Source organism: Streptomyces sp. NPDC051136 (genome assembly GCF_044455745.1).
GTDB lineage: Bacteria > Actinomycetota > Actinomycetes > Streptomycetales > Streptomycetaceae > Streptomyces.
Genome location: NZ_JBITFE010000002.1, coordinates 579,372 through 592,186, shown reverse-complemented (window position 1 = coordinate 592,186; position 12,815 = coordinate 579,372). Strand labels below are relative to the sequence as shown.

Sequence of the window (12,815 nt, the reverse complement as noted above, 5' to 3'; positions counted from 1 at the left end):
CGGTGACTCACACGTAGTCGAAGTACCGGTCGGCCCAGACCGCCCGCAGGTCGTCGTCCCCGTCCTCGTCGTCCTCGCCGTCCCCGTCCTCGGGTAGGAGCGCGGCGAGGGCCTCCACGAGGATCCGGTCCTCGTCCACCAGGGTCGGGGTCGGGCCGTCGTACGGCTCCAGCAGCACGTCGAGCGGGACGACGACGCATCCCGACGCCGTGCACACCTCGTCCAGCCACGTCACGAACTCCCCGCTCAGGCCCGTCGCGGAGTCCGCGGTCCAGTGCGTGCCCGTACCGGCGGTGACGAAGCCGCCGAAGTTGCTCAGCTCGACCCACAGTCCCCCGGCGGGACCGGCGCCGTCGGCGGGGACCGAGCACCGTCCGCACGCGCTGGAGTCCTGGTGGAGACCCGCCCGGACGGACGGCCCGAAACGCCGCCTGAGCGCGCCCGTGAGCAAGTCGAAGCGGCGCACCGCTTCACGCGGGTCGAAGTCCCGGGGCCGTTCCCGGTGGTCCGGGTCGTCGTGTTCCCTCAGCAGCGTCCGGATCTCGTCCAGAGCAAGCACGGACACGCCTTTCGGCCGACGACGGCGGACCCGCGCATCATCCCCTCGCGCCCTGCGGCCCCGCACCCCATTTCGCCACCGGCAGCCGCTCCGCAACCTTCGGCCAGTACGTGCCGATCGCGTCCTCCACACCGGGCAGCGCCCGCTGTCCCGCCAGTGCCAGCGTGATCGCCGCGGCCACGCCGGTCCAGGCGACCGGGCCCAGCGGGGTGCAGCCGAAGAGGCGGCTGACGCCGGGGGTCTGAACGAGGGCGATCAGGGCGACGGCGGAGCCCAGGGAGGTGACCTGGACGAGGCGGCTGTCGCGGCGGTCGGCGAGGGTCTGGGCGAGCTGGGTGCCGACGACCGCGCACAGCGCCATGGTCGTCGAGCGCCGCTCCGTGCCCGGCGTGAAGCGGCCGAGCAGCCAGGCCGCGGTCGCTCCGAGGGCCGTGGTCAGGGCCCGGTGCCGGATCTGCCGGATGAGGGGTTCGCCCAGCACCGCCGCGCCGAGGGGCGCGCCCGCGTCGGCGGCCTCCTGCTCCGGATCCCCCGTCTTGGTCACCGCTACCGCCATCGCCGGGAACAGGTCGGTGAACAGGTTGACCAGCAGCATCTGGCGGGTGGACAGCGGGGACGAGCCCGCCAGCACCGTGCCGAGGATGCCGAAGCCGACCTCGCCCGCGTTGCCGCCGATCAGGATGGCGATGGCGTCGGCGACGCTGTGCCACAGCGCCCGGCCCTCCCGCACCGCCTCCACCAGCACCAGCAGGTCGTCACCCGTGACCACCAGGTCGGCGGCGTTGCGGGCGGCGGCCGAGCCGCGGGCGCTGATGCCGACGCCGATGTCGGCGGCCCGGATCGCGGCGGCGTCGTTGGCGCCGTCGCCGACCATGCCGACGACCCTTCCGGCGTCCCGCAGCGACTCGACGACCTGGAGCTTCTGCTCGGGCGCCACCCGGGCCACGACGTCCGCGTCGCGCAGCATCCGGGAGCGGGCCGTGCGGTCGGCGGCGGCGAGTTCGTCGCCGGTGACGACGACCGCGTCCTCGGGCCAGCCCAGGTCGACGGCGATGGCGTGCGCGGTCTGCGGATGGTCGCCGGTGAGCACCACCGGCCGCACGCCCGCCTCGCGCAACCCGCGCACCAGCGCCGGGGAGGTCTCCCGGGGCACGTCGGCGAGGGCCAGCAGACCGGTGAACTCCAGCCCCGCGGGCCGCTGTTCGATGACGTCGGCCGCCTTCTCGCCCTTGGCCAGGGTCCGTCGCGCCACCGCGATGATGCGCAGTCCGGCACCGGCGAGACGCTGCGCCACCTCGATGGCGTCCGCGGGCAGGCCGGCGCAGGCGGGCAGCACCGTCTCCGGGGCGCCCTTGACCACCAGCACGGCGCGGCCCCTCGCGCCCTCGCGTCCGACGGCGGCGGCGTAGCCGCGGGAGGTCTCGAAGGGCAGTCCCTCCAGCTGCGTCCACTTCGGGTCGTCCCCGGCCGCGTCCAGGACCGCCTCGTCGGTGGCGTGGGTGGGCCGGGCCCCGTCGCCGTCCAGCCGGGGACAGGCGCGCGCGGCGGTCCGTACGGCGTCGGCGGCGTCCGGGTCGCCCGCCCTGCGGACCGCGCCGTCGGGGCCCGCGACCCGCGACAGCCGGAGCCTGTTCTCGGTGAGGGTGCCCGTCTTGTCGAAGCAGACGGTGTCCATCCGGCCGAGCGCCTCCAGCGTGCGCGGGGTGCGCACCAGGACGCCCCGGCGGCTCAGCCGGCGGGCCGCGGCGAGCTGGGCCACCGTCGCCACCAGCGGCAGCCCCTCGGGCACGGCGGCCACCGCAACCGACACGCCGCCGGCGACGGCCTGCCGGATCGGCGCCCCGCGCAGCAGCGAGATACCGGTCACCGCGGCGCCGCCCGCCAGGGTGAGCGGCAGCGCCTTGCGGGTCAGCTCCTGGAGCCTGGCCTGCACTCCGGCCGCCGACGGCGTCCGGGCCGCCAGCGCCACCGCACGCGCCGCCTCGGTGTGGTCTCCGGTGTCGACGACGACGGCGCGGGCCCGGCCGGCCACCACGGTGGTGCCCTCGAAGACCATGCAGAACCGCTCGGCGACGGGCGCCCGGGGCGCCGGGTCCACGGACTTGTCCACCGGAAGCGACTCGCCGGTCAGCGCGGACTCGTCCACCTCCAGGCCGTCCTCCCACAGCAGCCGGGCGTCCGCCGGCACCACGTCGTCGGCCTTCAGCTCGATCACGTGGCCGGGGTGCAGCTTGGCCGCGTCCACGATCCGCGGCTCGCCCTCCGCCGCCCACTCCGCGCTGTCCGGGCCGATGTGCTCCTCGGTCACCCGGGCCTTCTGCTTCTGCTCCGCCAGCAGTCCGGACAGCGCCCGCTCGGCGCGCAGCCGCTGGAAGCCGCCGACCAGCGCGTTCAGGTCGAGGGCGCCGACCACGAGCATCGCGTCGACGACCGACCCGAGGATGGCCGAGGCGGCCGAGCCGACCGCGAGCACCGGGGTGAGCGGGTCGTCCAGCTCGCCGCGTACGGCTCGGGCCAGCTGCCACGACCAGCGCGCCGGGGCCAGCGCGGGCACGTGGCCCGCCCGCTCGGCGGCCGCCCGCAGCCGGGCGGTGGCCTGTTCGACGGCGGTCGGCTCGGGTTCGCGCTCCCGCTCCAGCCGCTCCCGTACGTCGTCCGGGTGCAGCGCGTGCCACGCGACCCGGGCCCGGGGGTGCGGGGCGCGGGCCATGGCCACGCCGAGCGCGGCCCGCGTCCCGGACAGCAGGGCCACCGCCGCGCTCGCGTCCACCGGCGCGTGCCGCATCCCCACCAGCGAGGACACCCCGCCCCGGCGTCTGCCGCGCGCCTCGCCGACCGCCACCAGCAGCCCGGACAGCGCGGCCCCTGACCGGGCCAGCGTCTGCGAGCGGCTCCCGACCGCGCGGGCCACCGGCACCGCCCGCAGCACCCGCCACACGTCCGCGAGCCCCTGCGGCGCGAGCACGTCCGCACCCCAGGCCACCGGCGAGTCGACGTCGGCCAGCGCGACGGCCACGTCCCCGGCGAGCAGCCCGGCCGACACGGACGCGTCGTCGCCGGGCAGCGGACGTACGACGGTGATGACGCCGCCCTCGGAGCGCAGCCCGGCCACGACGTCCGCGAGCGGGCGCCCGGCACCGACGACCTGGTCGGCGAGACCGGTGAAGTCGGCCAGCGCCGGGTCCTCCACCATGACCACGCGCAGTCCCGCGCGCCGCGCGGCGTCCAGCACGTCCTCGGTCCACGGGTCCGCGCCCGCGTCCGGCACCCGCAGCGCGCTGGGGTGCAGGACGACCGTGCGGGCCATCTCCAGCTGCCGCAGCCGCCCGGGATCGCGCACGAGCACCCCGGTACGGGACAGCGCGGCGCTCAGCACGGCGTGGAAGGCGGCGGGTCCGTAACGCGCGGCCTTCGGCGAACCGGCGAGCACCGCCTCCGCCGCCTCCGTCACGTCGTGCTTGACCAGCAGGGTCGCCGCGGCGCCCGCCACGCTGCCGGCCGAGGCGTGGGCGGCGTACTCCTGGGCCGGCGAGGTGCGCGGCGGCGGGCGCAGGGCACCTCCGGCGGGCAGGCTGCCCCGGCCGGGGACGCACAGCCGGTCGTGCACGACCTCGAAGGCGGCTCCCCTCGCCAGCGCCTCCGTCAACTGGCAGACCCGCAGCGCCCCGTCGAGCACCAGCGAGGTGGGGCTCTGTCCGGCGCCGTGGGCGGCGGCGTTGGCGGCGGCCAGCGCCACGTCCATGCGGTGGTCGCCGAGCCGCTCGCGCAGCCAGGCCCGGAAGGCCGGGTTCTCACGCAGGAGGGTCGTCACGGCCGTGACCAGGCGGGGCGAGGCCGGCAGGCGGAGCCGCGCACCGGTCACGGCGGCGGCGACGCCGAGCACGTCGGCCCCGAGCGCGACCGCCGCGACCCGCACCGGGGCCGGGTCGCCGGGGTGGTCCGCCTCGTCCGGGTCGTCCGGAACCGTCCGGCCGGCCCGGTCCGCGCGGGCGAGTCCGTGACGCTCGGCGAGTTCTGCGGCGTGGTCGACGACGCGGTCGGTGAGCCGGTCCTCGGTCGCGGTCACCACCAGCCGGGCGAGTCCGGTGTCCCAGTAGGCGAGCAGCACGTCCGGGTGCTCGGCCAGGGCCTCCGCCACCTGCCGCGCCACGCGTTCCGTGCCGCCCGCCCGGCGCACCTCGTCCGTCGCGGCCGGCCGCAGCGCGAGGTGCGCCCGGTGTCCGGCCCGCCACTCCCGCGGCCCGCCGGGCAGCGCGGCGCGGGCGACCCGGGCCGCCCGCGCCGCGAAGTCCGCGCCGCGCACACCGGCCCGTGCGGTGCCCGCCGCCGCGCCGGCCGCGGCGCCCACGGCGGGCGCGGTGCCGCGCGCGAGCAGCCGGGGTCCGGCCAGCACGAACCCCGTGACGGCATCCTGGGAACGCGTCAGCAGTCCACCGGGCATCGGCTCCCCCTCAGCCGGACTTGCGGGTGCGCGAGGAGGCGGCCGTCCTGCGGCCGCGCCCGCGGTTGCCGCCGGTGGCGGAGGGCCGGCTGGAGGCCGTCTTGTTTCCCGACCGGCTCTTGCTCCGAGTGGGCGACGCGGTGGTCTTGGCGGGGCTCTTCCTGGCGGTCGTCTTCTTGGCGGTCGTCTTCTTGGCGGTCGTCTTCTTGGCCGTGGTCCCGTTCGCCGCCGTCTTCTTCGCCGCGGTGCTCTTGGCCGCCGTCTTCTTCGCCGCGGTGCTCTTGGCCGCCGTCTTCCTGGCCGTCGTCTTCTTCGCCGTGGCCCTGTTCGCCGTGGCCCTGTTCGCCGTGGCCTTGTTCGCCGTGGCCTTGTTCGCCGTGGCCTTGTTCGCGGTCGTCTTCTTCGCGGCGGACTTCTTCGCAGCGGCGGCCGTGGTGGCCGCCGACCTGGCGGCGGACTTGGCGGCGGACTTGGCGGCCGCGGACCCGGCCGTGGACTTGGCGGCACCGGTGGTCTTCTTCGCCCCGCCGGCGCCCGACGTGCCCGTCCTGGCCGCACCGGCCGTACTGGCCGTCCGTCCCGCACCGGCCGTACCGCCCGTGCCGGCCGTCTTCGTGGCGGCCGCCCTGGCGGTGGTCTTCCTGGCCGACGTCCGGGCGGGCTTCGTCGCCGTGTTCGTGCCGGTGGCGCCCTGGGCACCGTTACCGGCGCCCGCCCCCGCGCGGCCCTTCGCCGCGCTCCCGCTCCCGTTGCCGTTCCCGTTCTGCCGGGCCTGCCCGTTCCGCCCGCGCTGCTGCGTCAGCCAGGCCACCGCCGCTCCGGTGGCCGCCACCGGCCACTCCACCAGTCCGGCGACGCCCAGCACCCCGGCGCCCGTGTAGACGAGCACGCGCCGCCCGCGCGGCGACACCTCCCCGATCCTGTCCAGCGCGCCCTCGGCGACCCTGCCCACCGTCTCGGCACCCGGCACCTTCCGCACCGCCGAAGCGGCCGCGTGCAACGGCCGCGGAAGTGTCCGCGCCGACTTCTGCTCAGCCATGACTGTTCGTCCTCGCCCTGTCCGTGCGGTGGGAACCCGGGCTGTGGCAAGCCTGGGAAACCCCGGGAACATCACCTTCCGCATTTCCCGGGGTTCCCGCACCTCGGGCGCTCAGCCCGAGGCAGCCGGCTCCCGCTCCCGGGCGATCGCGTGCAGCTTCTCCAGCCGCTCCCGGGAGACCTCGTCGGCCGGTGCGTACGTCACCATCCGGGGCCCGGGTTCCGGACCGAGCCACAGGTCGGTGTGGTCGACGCGGATGCGGCCGACGTGCCGGTTGAGGAACTCCTTGCGCTTCCCGCGGTGCGCGACGACCTCGTGCCGCTCCCAGGCCTCCCGGAACTCCGGCGACTGGGTGCGCAGTCGCTTGAGCAGCATCTTCCAGGCGGGCTCGGCGAGGTGGCCGGCCATCGTCGCGCGGAACCGGGCGGCCATCAGCCGCTGCGTCTCCTCCAGGTGGACGATCGAGGAGCGCCACTCCTCGTGGGTGAAGCAGAGGACCATGCAGTTGCGGTCCTCGGGCGGCACCGCGTCCAGGTCGCACAGCAGCAGCCCGTACGTGCGGTTGTGGGCGAGGATGTCGTACCGGCTGTTCTGCACACAGGCCGGGTAGGGCTCGAACTGCTCCAGCAGGGCGCGCACCGCCGGTGTGATGGCCGGGCAGGCCGTCGCGGGCGTCGGATCGACGGTCCCCGCCAGCCGGAAGAGGTGGGCGCGCTCGGTGGGGTCGAGCAGCAGCGCGCGGGCGAGTGCGTCGACGACCTGCACGGAGACGTGGATGTCCCGGGCCTGCTCCAGCCAGGTGTACCAGGTGACGCCGACGGCCGAGAGCTGGGCGACCTCCTCGCGCCGCAGCCCCGGTGTGCGGCGGCGCCGTCCGCGGGGCAGCCCGACCTGCTCGGGCGCGATGCGCTCGCGGCGGCTGCGCAGGAAGGCGGCGAGTTCGTGCCGCCGGATCTCCGAGCCGGTGTCCCGGGGCCGGGGTGGTGCCGTCGTCTCCTGACCCGTCACTGTCGTCATGCCTCCAGGGTGCCGTGTGCGGAACCCTGTTGCCAGGTACTTCCACTACCAGCACAAGGAGACTCTGGTACCACCCTGGAATCGGCCGCAGGCTCGATCGCGTGACCGACATCCTCACTTCACGTCCCGTCCGTCCGGGCCCCGCGGCCCCGCCCTCGCTCGGCGGCCTCGGGCTCTTCACCGTGCTGCTGGCCGCGGCTCTCCCGCTCGTCGACTTCTTCATCGTCAACGTCGCCCTGCCCACCGTCGGCGCCGACCTGTCCGCGGGCGAGGCGGTCCTGGAACTGGTCGTCGCCGGATACGGGGTGGCGTACGCCGTCCTGCTGGTTCTCGGCGGCCGGCTCGGCGACCTCTTCGGACGGCGCCGCCTGTTCCTGGGCGGCATGGCGGCCTTCGGGCTGACCTCGCTGGCCTGCGGACTGGCGCCGGACGCGTGGTCGCTGGTGGCGGCCCGGGTGGCGCAGGGCGCCTCGGCCGCCGCGATGCTGCCCCAGGTGCTGGCGACCATCCAGGCGACCACGTCCGGTCCCCGGCGCGCGAAGGCCATGAGCCTGTACGGCGCCACGGCCGGCCTGTCGATGGTGGCGGGTCAGATCCTGGGCGGTGTCCTGGTGGCCGCCGACATCGCGGGCACCGGCTGGCGTGCCGTCTTCCTGGTGAACGTGCCGGTCGTCCTGGCGGGCCTGGTCCTGGCCGCCCGCGCCGTCCCCGAGACCCGCTCCGCGCGCCCCGAGCCGGTGGACGTCCCCGGCACCTTCCTGCTGGCCGCCTCGATCCTGACCCTGCTGGTCCCGCTCACCGAGGGCCGGGCGGCGGGCTGGCCGCTGTGGACGTGGCTGTCGCTGGCGGCGTTCCCGTTCGCGGCGGTGGCGTTCTTCACGGTGGAGCGCCGGGCGGACCGGGCCGGCCGTACGCCCCTGGTCCCGCCGAGCCTGTTCGCGATCGTGTCGCTGCGCCGCGGCCTCTCGCTCATCGTGCCGTTCTCGATCGGCTTCAGCGGCTTCATGTTCGTCATCGCGGTGGCGTTGCAGCAGGGGGCGGGTCTGGGCCCGGTGGCCGCGGGGCTGGCGCTGGCCCCGCTCGCGGCGGTGTTCTTCGTCTTCTCCCTCGCAGGACCGAGGCTGGTCGCCCGCTACGGCACCCGTGTCGTGCCCACCGGCGCCGCCCTCCAGGGAGTGGGTCTCGCCCTGATGACGCTGGCCGCGTGGCGCTCCTGGCCCGGCCTCGGCGTGGTCGAACTGCTGCCGGGAGCGGCGCTCGCCGGTGCGGGCCAGGCGCTCCAGCTTCCCGTGATCTTCCGGGTCGTCCTGTCGGAGGTGCCCGCCGCGCGCGCGGGCGTCGGCAGCGGTGTCATGATCACCGTCCAGCAGTCCTCGCTGGCCCTGGGCGTGGCGACCCTGGGCACCCTGTTCCTCTCCCTGATCCCGGGCATGGGCATGCGCGACGCCCTGGTGACGACGCTGCTGGTCCAGTTGGCGGCGGTGGTGCTGACCGGCCTGCTGGGCCTGCGTCTGCCCCGGAGGATCGGCTGAGCCGGCCGCCGATGAGTTCCGGACGCGGACGGAGTCGACACCACGACGACGACGAACCGGAGGCCCGCCCATGAACGACGCGACCGCACTGAGCGCCACCTTGCAGCGGCATGTGGACGACGGCACGGTGCCGGGGGCCGTGGCGCTGGTGGCCCGCGGTGACGACGTGCAAGCGGTGGCCGTCGGGCAGGTGGACACCGACGGCAGCGCCCCCATGACGCGGGACAGCCTCTTCCGGATCGCGTCGCTGACGAAGCCGATCGTGGCCGCGGCCCTGCTGGGGCTGGTCGAGGACGGCCTGCTGGCACTGGAGGACCCGGTGGACGCGTGGCTGCCGGAGCTGTCGAAGCCGATGGTGCTGCGCCACCCGGCCGCCGCCCTGGACGACGTGGTTCCGGCGGAGCGCGCGATCACGGTGGAGGACCTGCTCAGCTCCCGGGCGGGCTGGGGCTTCCCGTCGGACTTCTCGCTGCCCGGCGCGCAGGCGCTGTTCGCGGCGCACCAGGGAGGCCTGGACCCGCGTCGGGCGCCGGAGCCCGACGCGTGGCTGGCGGGCCTGGCCCGGGTGCCGCTGCTGCATCAGCCGGGGGCGGCCTGGCTGTACAACACCTGCTCCGACCTTCAGGGCGTGCTGATCAGCCGGGTCACCGGCCGGCCCCTGCCGGAGGCCCTGGCGGAGCGCCTGCTGGAACCGGTGGGCATGGCGGACACGGCGTTCGAGGTGCCGCCCGCGAAGCGGGACCGCTTCACCAGCCAGTACACGCCCACCGCGGCGGGCGCCCTCGAACTCTCCGACACACCCGACGGGCAGTGGAGTTCCGTGCCCCCGTTCCCGTCCGGGGCCGGCGGGCTGGTCTCGACGGCGGACGACTGGCTGGCCTTCGCGCGCATGCTGCACGCGCGGGGCGCGGTGGACGGCCGGCAGGTCCTGTCCCCCGCATCGGTGAGCCGTATGACCACCGACCACCTGACGCCCGGCCAGCGCGAGGCGGGCCGTCTCTTCCTCCTCGGCCAGGGCTGGGGCTACGGCGGTCAGGTCGACGTGGACCGGGCGGAGCCGTGGAACGTGCCGGGCCGCTACGGCTGGGTCGGCGGCAGCGGCACCACGGCCCACCTGGTCCCGGCCGCCGGGACGACCGCGATCCTGCTCACCCAGGTGGCCATGACGGGCCCGGAACCGACGCCGCTGATGCGGGACTTCTGGCGGAGCGCGGCCGGCGCCTGACGTTCAGCCGCGCCGGCCGCGTGTCACCAGGTCGAGGACGTCCTCCAGGTCGTCCTCGATCACCGGCTGCCCCCACTCCCCGGCGTGGACGGGCTTGTGGAAGCGGCAGGTGGCGCGGAAGAGGGCGCGGGCGGTACCCCGGGCGTCGCGGGCCGTGAAGGTCCCGGCGTCCGGGCCCGCCTGCACGCGGGCCGTGAAGGTCCCCGCGTCCGGCCCGCCTGCACGCTCACCACCCCGTCCGCCTTCCCTTGACGAATGGTCTGGACCAGAGCATTGTCATGCCTGCGCCACCTCACCCCCACACAGGAGGCAAGCCGCATGACCCGTCGCAGACTCCGCCTGTTCGCCGCCGCGCTCGCGGCAGCCGTCCTCACTCCCCTGACCGCCGTCGGCGCGTCCGCCGCCCCCACCGACGCGGCCCCGGCCCCGGCCGCCGACACCTGCGCCGTGAAGTCGAAGCCCGCCGGCAAGGTCCTCCAGGGCTACTGGGAGAACTGGGACGGCGCCGCCAACGGCGTCCACCCGCCCTTCGGCTGGACACCGATCACCGACTCCCGCATCGCCGCGCACGGCTACAACGTCCTCAACGCGGCCTTCCCGGTGATCCGTTCCGACGGGACGGCCCTGTGGGAGGACGGGATGGACGCGGGCGTGAAGGTGGCGACGCCCGCGGAGATGTGCGCGGCCAAGGCGTCGGGGCAGACGATCCTGCTCTCCATCGGCGGTGCCACGGCCGGCATCGACCTCAACTCGACCGCCGTGGCCGACCGTTTCGTCGACACGATCGTGCCGATCCTCAAGAAGTACAACTTCGACGGCATCGACATCGACATCGAGACCGGCCTCACCGGCAGCGGCAGCATCGGCCAACTCTCCACGTCCCAGGCCAACCTGATCCGCATCATCGACGGCGTGCTGGCCCGGATGCCCGCGAACTTCGGCCTCACGATGGCCCCGGAGACGGCGTACGTCACCGGCGGCAGCGTCGTCTACGGCTCCATCTGGGGCGCGTACCTGCCGGTCATCAAGAAGTACGCCGACAACGGCCGCCTGTGGTGGCTGAACATGCAGTACTACAACGGCAGCATGTACGGCTGTTCCGGCGACTCCTACTCGGCCGGCACCGTGCAGGGCTTCACCGCCCAGACCGACTGCCTGAACAAGGGACTGGTCATCCAGGGCACGACGATCCGGGTGCCCTACGACAAGCAGGTCCCGGGCCTGCCCGCACAGCCCGGCGCGGGCGGGGGCCACATGTCACCGTCCCTGGTCTCCCAGGCCTGGAACCGCTACAACGGCTCCCTCAAGGGCCTGATGACCTGGTCCCTCAACTGGGACGGCTCGAAGAACTGGACCTTCGGCGACAACGTGAAATCCCTCCAGGGCCGCTGACCCGGGAACCGGAACCCGAGCCCCCGGAACTGAGACGCCCACCCCCTGCCGACCGAGTCGGCAGGGGGTGGGCACAGGTTCCGGGGGTCCAGGGGGCGCAGCCCCCCGGCACCTCACCGCAACGGACGTTCAGCAGCCGACGAGCCGGGACGCGAGGTACCCCTCGATCTGGTCCAGCGACACGCGCTCCTGCTTCATGGTGTCCCGCTCGCGCACGGTCACCGCGTTGTCGTCCAGCGTGTCGAAGTCGACGGTGACGCAGAACGGCGTCCCGATCTCGTCCTGGCGCCGGTACCGGCGCCCGATCGCACCGGCGTCGTCGAACTCGATGTTCCAGTTCTGCCGCAGCGCCTGCGCGAGCCCCTTCGCCTTCGGCGACAGCTCCGGGTTGCGGGACAGCGGCAGCACGGCGACCTTCACCGGGGACAGCCGCGGGTCGAGGCGCAGCACCGTGCGCTTCTCCAGCTTCCCCTTGGCGTTCGGCGCCTCGTCCTCGATGTACGCGTCGAGCAGGAAGGCGAGCATCGCCCGCCCGACACCGGCCGCCGGCTCGATGACGTACGGCGTCCAGCGCTCCTGGGCCTCCTGGTCGTAGTAGGAGAGGTCCTGGCCGGAGGCCTTGGCGTGCGAGGAGAGGTCGTAGTCGGTCCGGTTGGCGACACCCTCCAGCTCGCCCCACTCGCTGCCGCCGAACTGGAAGCGGTACTCGATGTCGGCGGTGCGCTTGGAGTAGTGGGAGAGCTTCTCGGCGGGGTGCTCGTACCACCGCATGTTCTCCTCGCGCATGCCGAGGCCGGTGTACCAGTTCCAGCGCTGCTCCATCCAGTACTCCTGCCACTTCTCGTCCTCGCCCGGCTTGACGAAGAACTCCATCTCCATCTGCTCGAACTCGCGGGTGCGGAAGATGAAGTTGCCGGGCGTGATCTCGTTGCGGAAGGACTTGCCCATCTGGGCGATGCCGAACGGCGGCTTGCGGCGCGAAGTGGTCTGCACCTGGGCGAAGTTGGTGAAGATGCCCTGCGCCGTCTCGGGCCGCAGGTAGGCGACGGAGCCGCTGTCCTGGGTCGGGCCGAGGTGGGTGGAGAGCAGACCGGAGAACTGCTTGGGCTCGGTGAAGGTGCCCTTGTTGCCGCAGTTGGGGCAGTTGAGGTCGGCGAGGCCGTTCTCCGGGGCGTGGCCCTTCTTCTCCTCGTACGCCTCCTCCAGGTGGTCCGCGCGGAACCGCTTGTGGCAGGAGGTGCACTCGGTCAGCGGGTCCGTGAAGGTGGCGACGTGACCGGAGGCGACCCAGACCTCGGGGGCCAGGATCACGGAGGAGTCGAGACCGACGACGTCCTCGCGCGAAGTGACCATGTAGCGCCACCACTGGCGCTTCAGGTTCTCCTTGAGCTCGACACCGAGCGGACCGTAGTCCCAGGCGGCGCGCTGACCGCCGTAGATCTCACTGCAGGGGAAAACGAAGCCACGGCGCTTGCTCAGGCTGACGATGGTGTCGATCTTGTCGGCGGCCACGGTGCTCTCTTCATTACGACGACGGTGACTGACTGGTGCGGCGGGCGAAGCGAGACGCTTCCAGAGAATGCTTCAGGTTACCGGCGTGGGTCACCCCT

The 12,815-nt window shown here is 74.3% G+C and carries 9 protein-coding genes; 3 read left to right on the top strand and 6 right to left on the bottom strand.

Going from position 1 to position 12,815, the window contains the following annotated elements:
* Nucleotides 1-7 precede the first annotated feature (7 nt).
* The 4 genes from ACIBCJ_RS08175 to ACIBCJ_RS08160 all read right to left on the bottom strand — a co-directional run bounded on the left by ACIBCJ_RS08175 (nucleotide 8) and on the right by ACIBCJ_RS08160 (nucleotide 7,056).
* Nucleotides 8-559, bottom strand: a complete 552-nt coding sequence (locus tag ACIBCJ_RS08175) for a hypothetical protein (protein WP_365979154.1) — start codon at nucleotides 557-559, stop codon at nucleotides 8-10.
* A gap of 37 nt (nucleotides 560-596) precedes the next feature.
* Nucleotides 597-5,000 carry a cation-translocating P-type ATPase gene (locus ACIBCJ_RS08170; protein ID WP_365979153.1) on the bottom strand — a complete coding sequence of 1,468 codons (4,404 nt, stop codon included), beginning with the start codon at nucleotides 4,998-5,000 and terminating at the stop codon, nucleotides 597-599.
* 10 nt (nucleotides 5,001-5,010) lie between these two features.
* Nucleotides 5,011-6,039: a histone H1-like repetitive region-containing protein gene (locus ACIBCJ_RS08165; protein ID WP_365979152.1), complete on the bottom strand. Its 1,029-nt coding sequence runs from the start codon at nucleotides 6,037-6,039 to the stop codon at nucleotides 5,011-5,013.
* Nucleotides 6,040-6,150: 111 nt separating this feature from the next.
* Nucleotides 6,151-7,056 carry a helix-turn-helix transcriptional regulator gene (locus ACIBCJ_RS08160; RefSeq protein ID WP_362095491.1) on the bottom strand — a complete coding sequence of 302 codons (906 nt, stop codon included), beginning with the start codon at nucleotides 7,054-7,056 and terminating at the stop codon, nucleotides 6,151-6,153.
* Between the two features lie 101 nt (nucleotides 7,057-7,157).
* Here ACIBCJ_RS08160 and ACIBCJ_RS08155 point away from each other — a divergent pair, with 101 nt between their 5' ends.
* Nucleotides 7,158-8,588, top strand: coding sequence for an MFS transporter (locus ACIBCJ_RS08155; RefSeq protein ID WP_365979151.1), 1,431 nt, complete (start codon nucleotides 7,158-7,160; stop codon nucleotides 8,586-8,588).
* A gap of 70 nt (nucleotides 8,589-8,658) precedes the next feature.
* Nucleotides 8,659-9,813, top strand: a complete 1,155-nt coding sequence (locus ACIBCJ_RS08150) for a serine hydrolase domain-containing protein (RefSeq protein ID WP_365979150.1) — start codon at nucleotides 8,659-8,661, stop codon at nucleotides 9,811-9,813.
* Nucleotides 9,814-9,816: 3 nt separating this feature from the next.
* Here ACIBCJ_RS08150 and ACIBCJ_RS08145 read toward each other — a convergent pair whose 3' ends face one another.
* Nucleotides 9,817-9,999 (bottom strand): hypothetical protein, encoded by a 183-nt coding sequence (locus ACIBCJ_RS08145; protein WP_365979149.1) that lies wholly within the window; start codon nucleotides 9,997-9,999, stop codon nucleotides 9,817-9,819.
* A gap of 132 nt (nucleotides 10,000-10,131) precedes the next feature.
* On the opposite strand from ACIBCJ_RS08145, the gene ACIBCJ_RS08140 reads away from it, so the two are divergent.
* Nucleotides 10,132-11,205 (top strand): chitinase, encoded by a 1,074-nt coding sequence (locus tag ACIBCJ_RS08140; protein ID WP_362504159.1) that lies wholly within the window; start codon nucleotides 10,132-10,134, stop codon nucleotides 11,203-11,205.
* Nucleotides 11,206-11,334: 129 nt separating this feature from the next.
* On the opposite strand, the gene ACIBCJ_RS08135 is transcribed toward ACIBCJ_RS08140, so the two are convergent.
* Nucleotides 11,335-12,717, bottom strand: a complete 1,383-nt coding sequence (locus tag ACIBCJ_RS08135; RefSeq protein WP_133885812.1) for a glycine--tRNA ligase — start codon at nucleotides 12,715-12,717, stop codon at nucleotides 11,335-11,337.
* Nucleotides 12,718-12,815: the final 98 nt, after the last annotated feature.

What these genes read in the sequence shown, in the direction of transcription:
- ACIBCJ_RS08170 (WP_365979153.1), bottom strand. Translation starts at nt 5,000, where the DNA reads ATGCCCGGTGGACTGCTGACGCGTTCCCAGGATGCCGTCACGGGGTTC.
- ACIBCJ_RS08160 (WP_362095491.1), bottom strand. Translation starts at nt 7,056, where the DNA reads ATGACGACAGTGACGGGTCAGGAGACGACGGCACCACCCCGGCCCCGG.
- ACIBCJ_RS08165 (WP_365979152.1), bottom strand. Translation starts at nt 6,039, where the DNA reads ATGGCTGAGCAGAAGTCGGCGCGGACACTTCCGCGGCCGTTGCACGCG.
- ACIBCJ_RS08140 (WP_362504159.1), top strand. Translation starts at nt 10,132, where the DNA reads ATGACCCGTCGCAGACTCCGCCTGTTCGCCGCCGCGCTCGCGGCAGCC.
- ACIBCJ_RS08150 (WP_365979150.1), top strand. Translation starts at nt 8,659, where the DNA reads ATGAACGACGCGACCGCACTGAGCGCCACCTTGCAGCGGCATGTGGAC.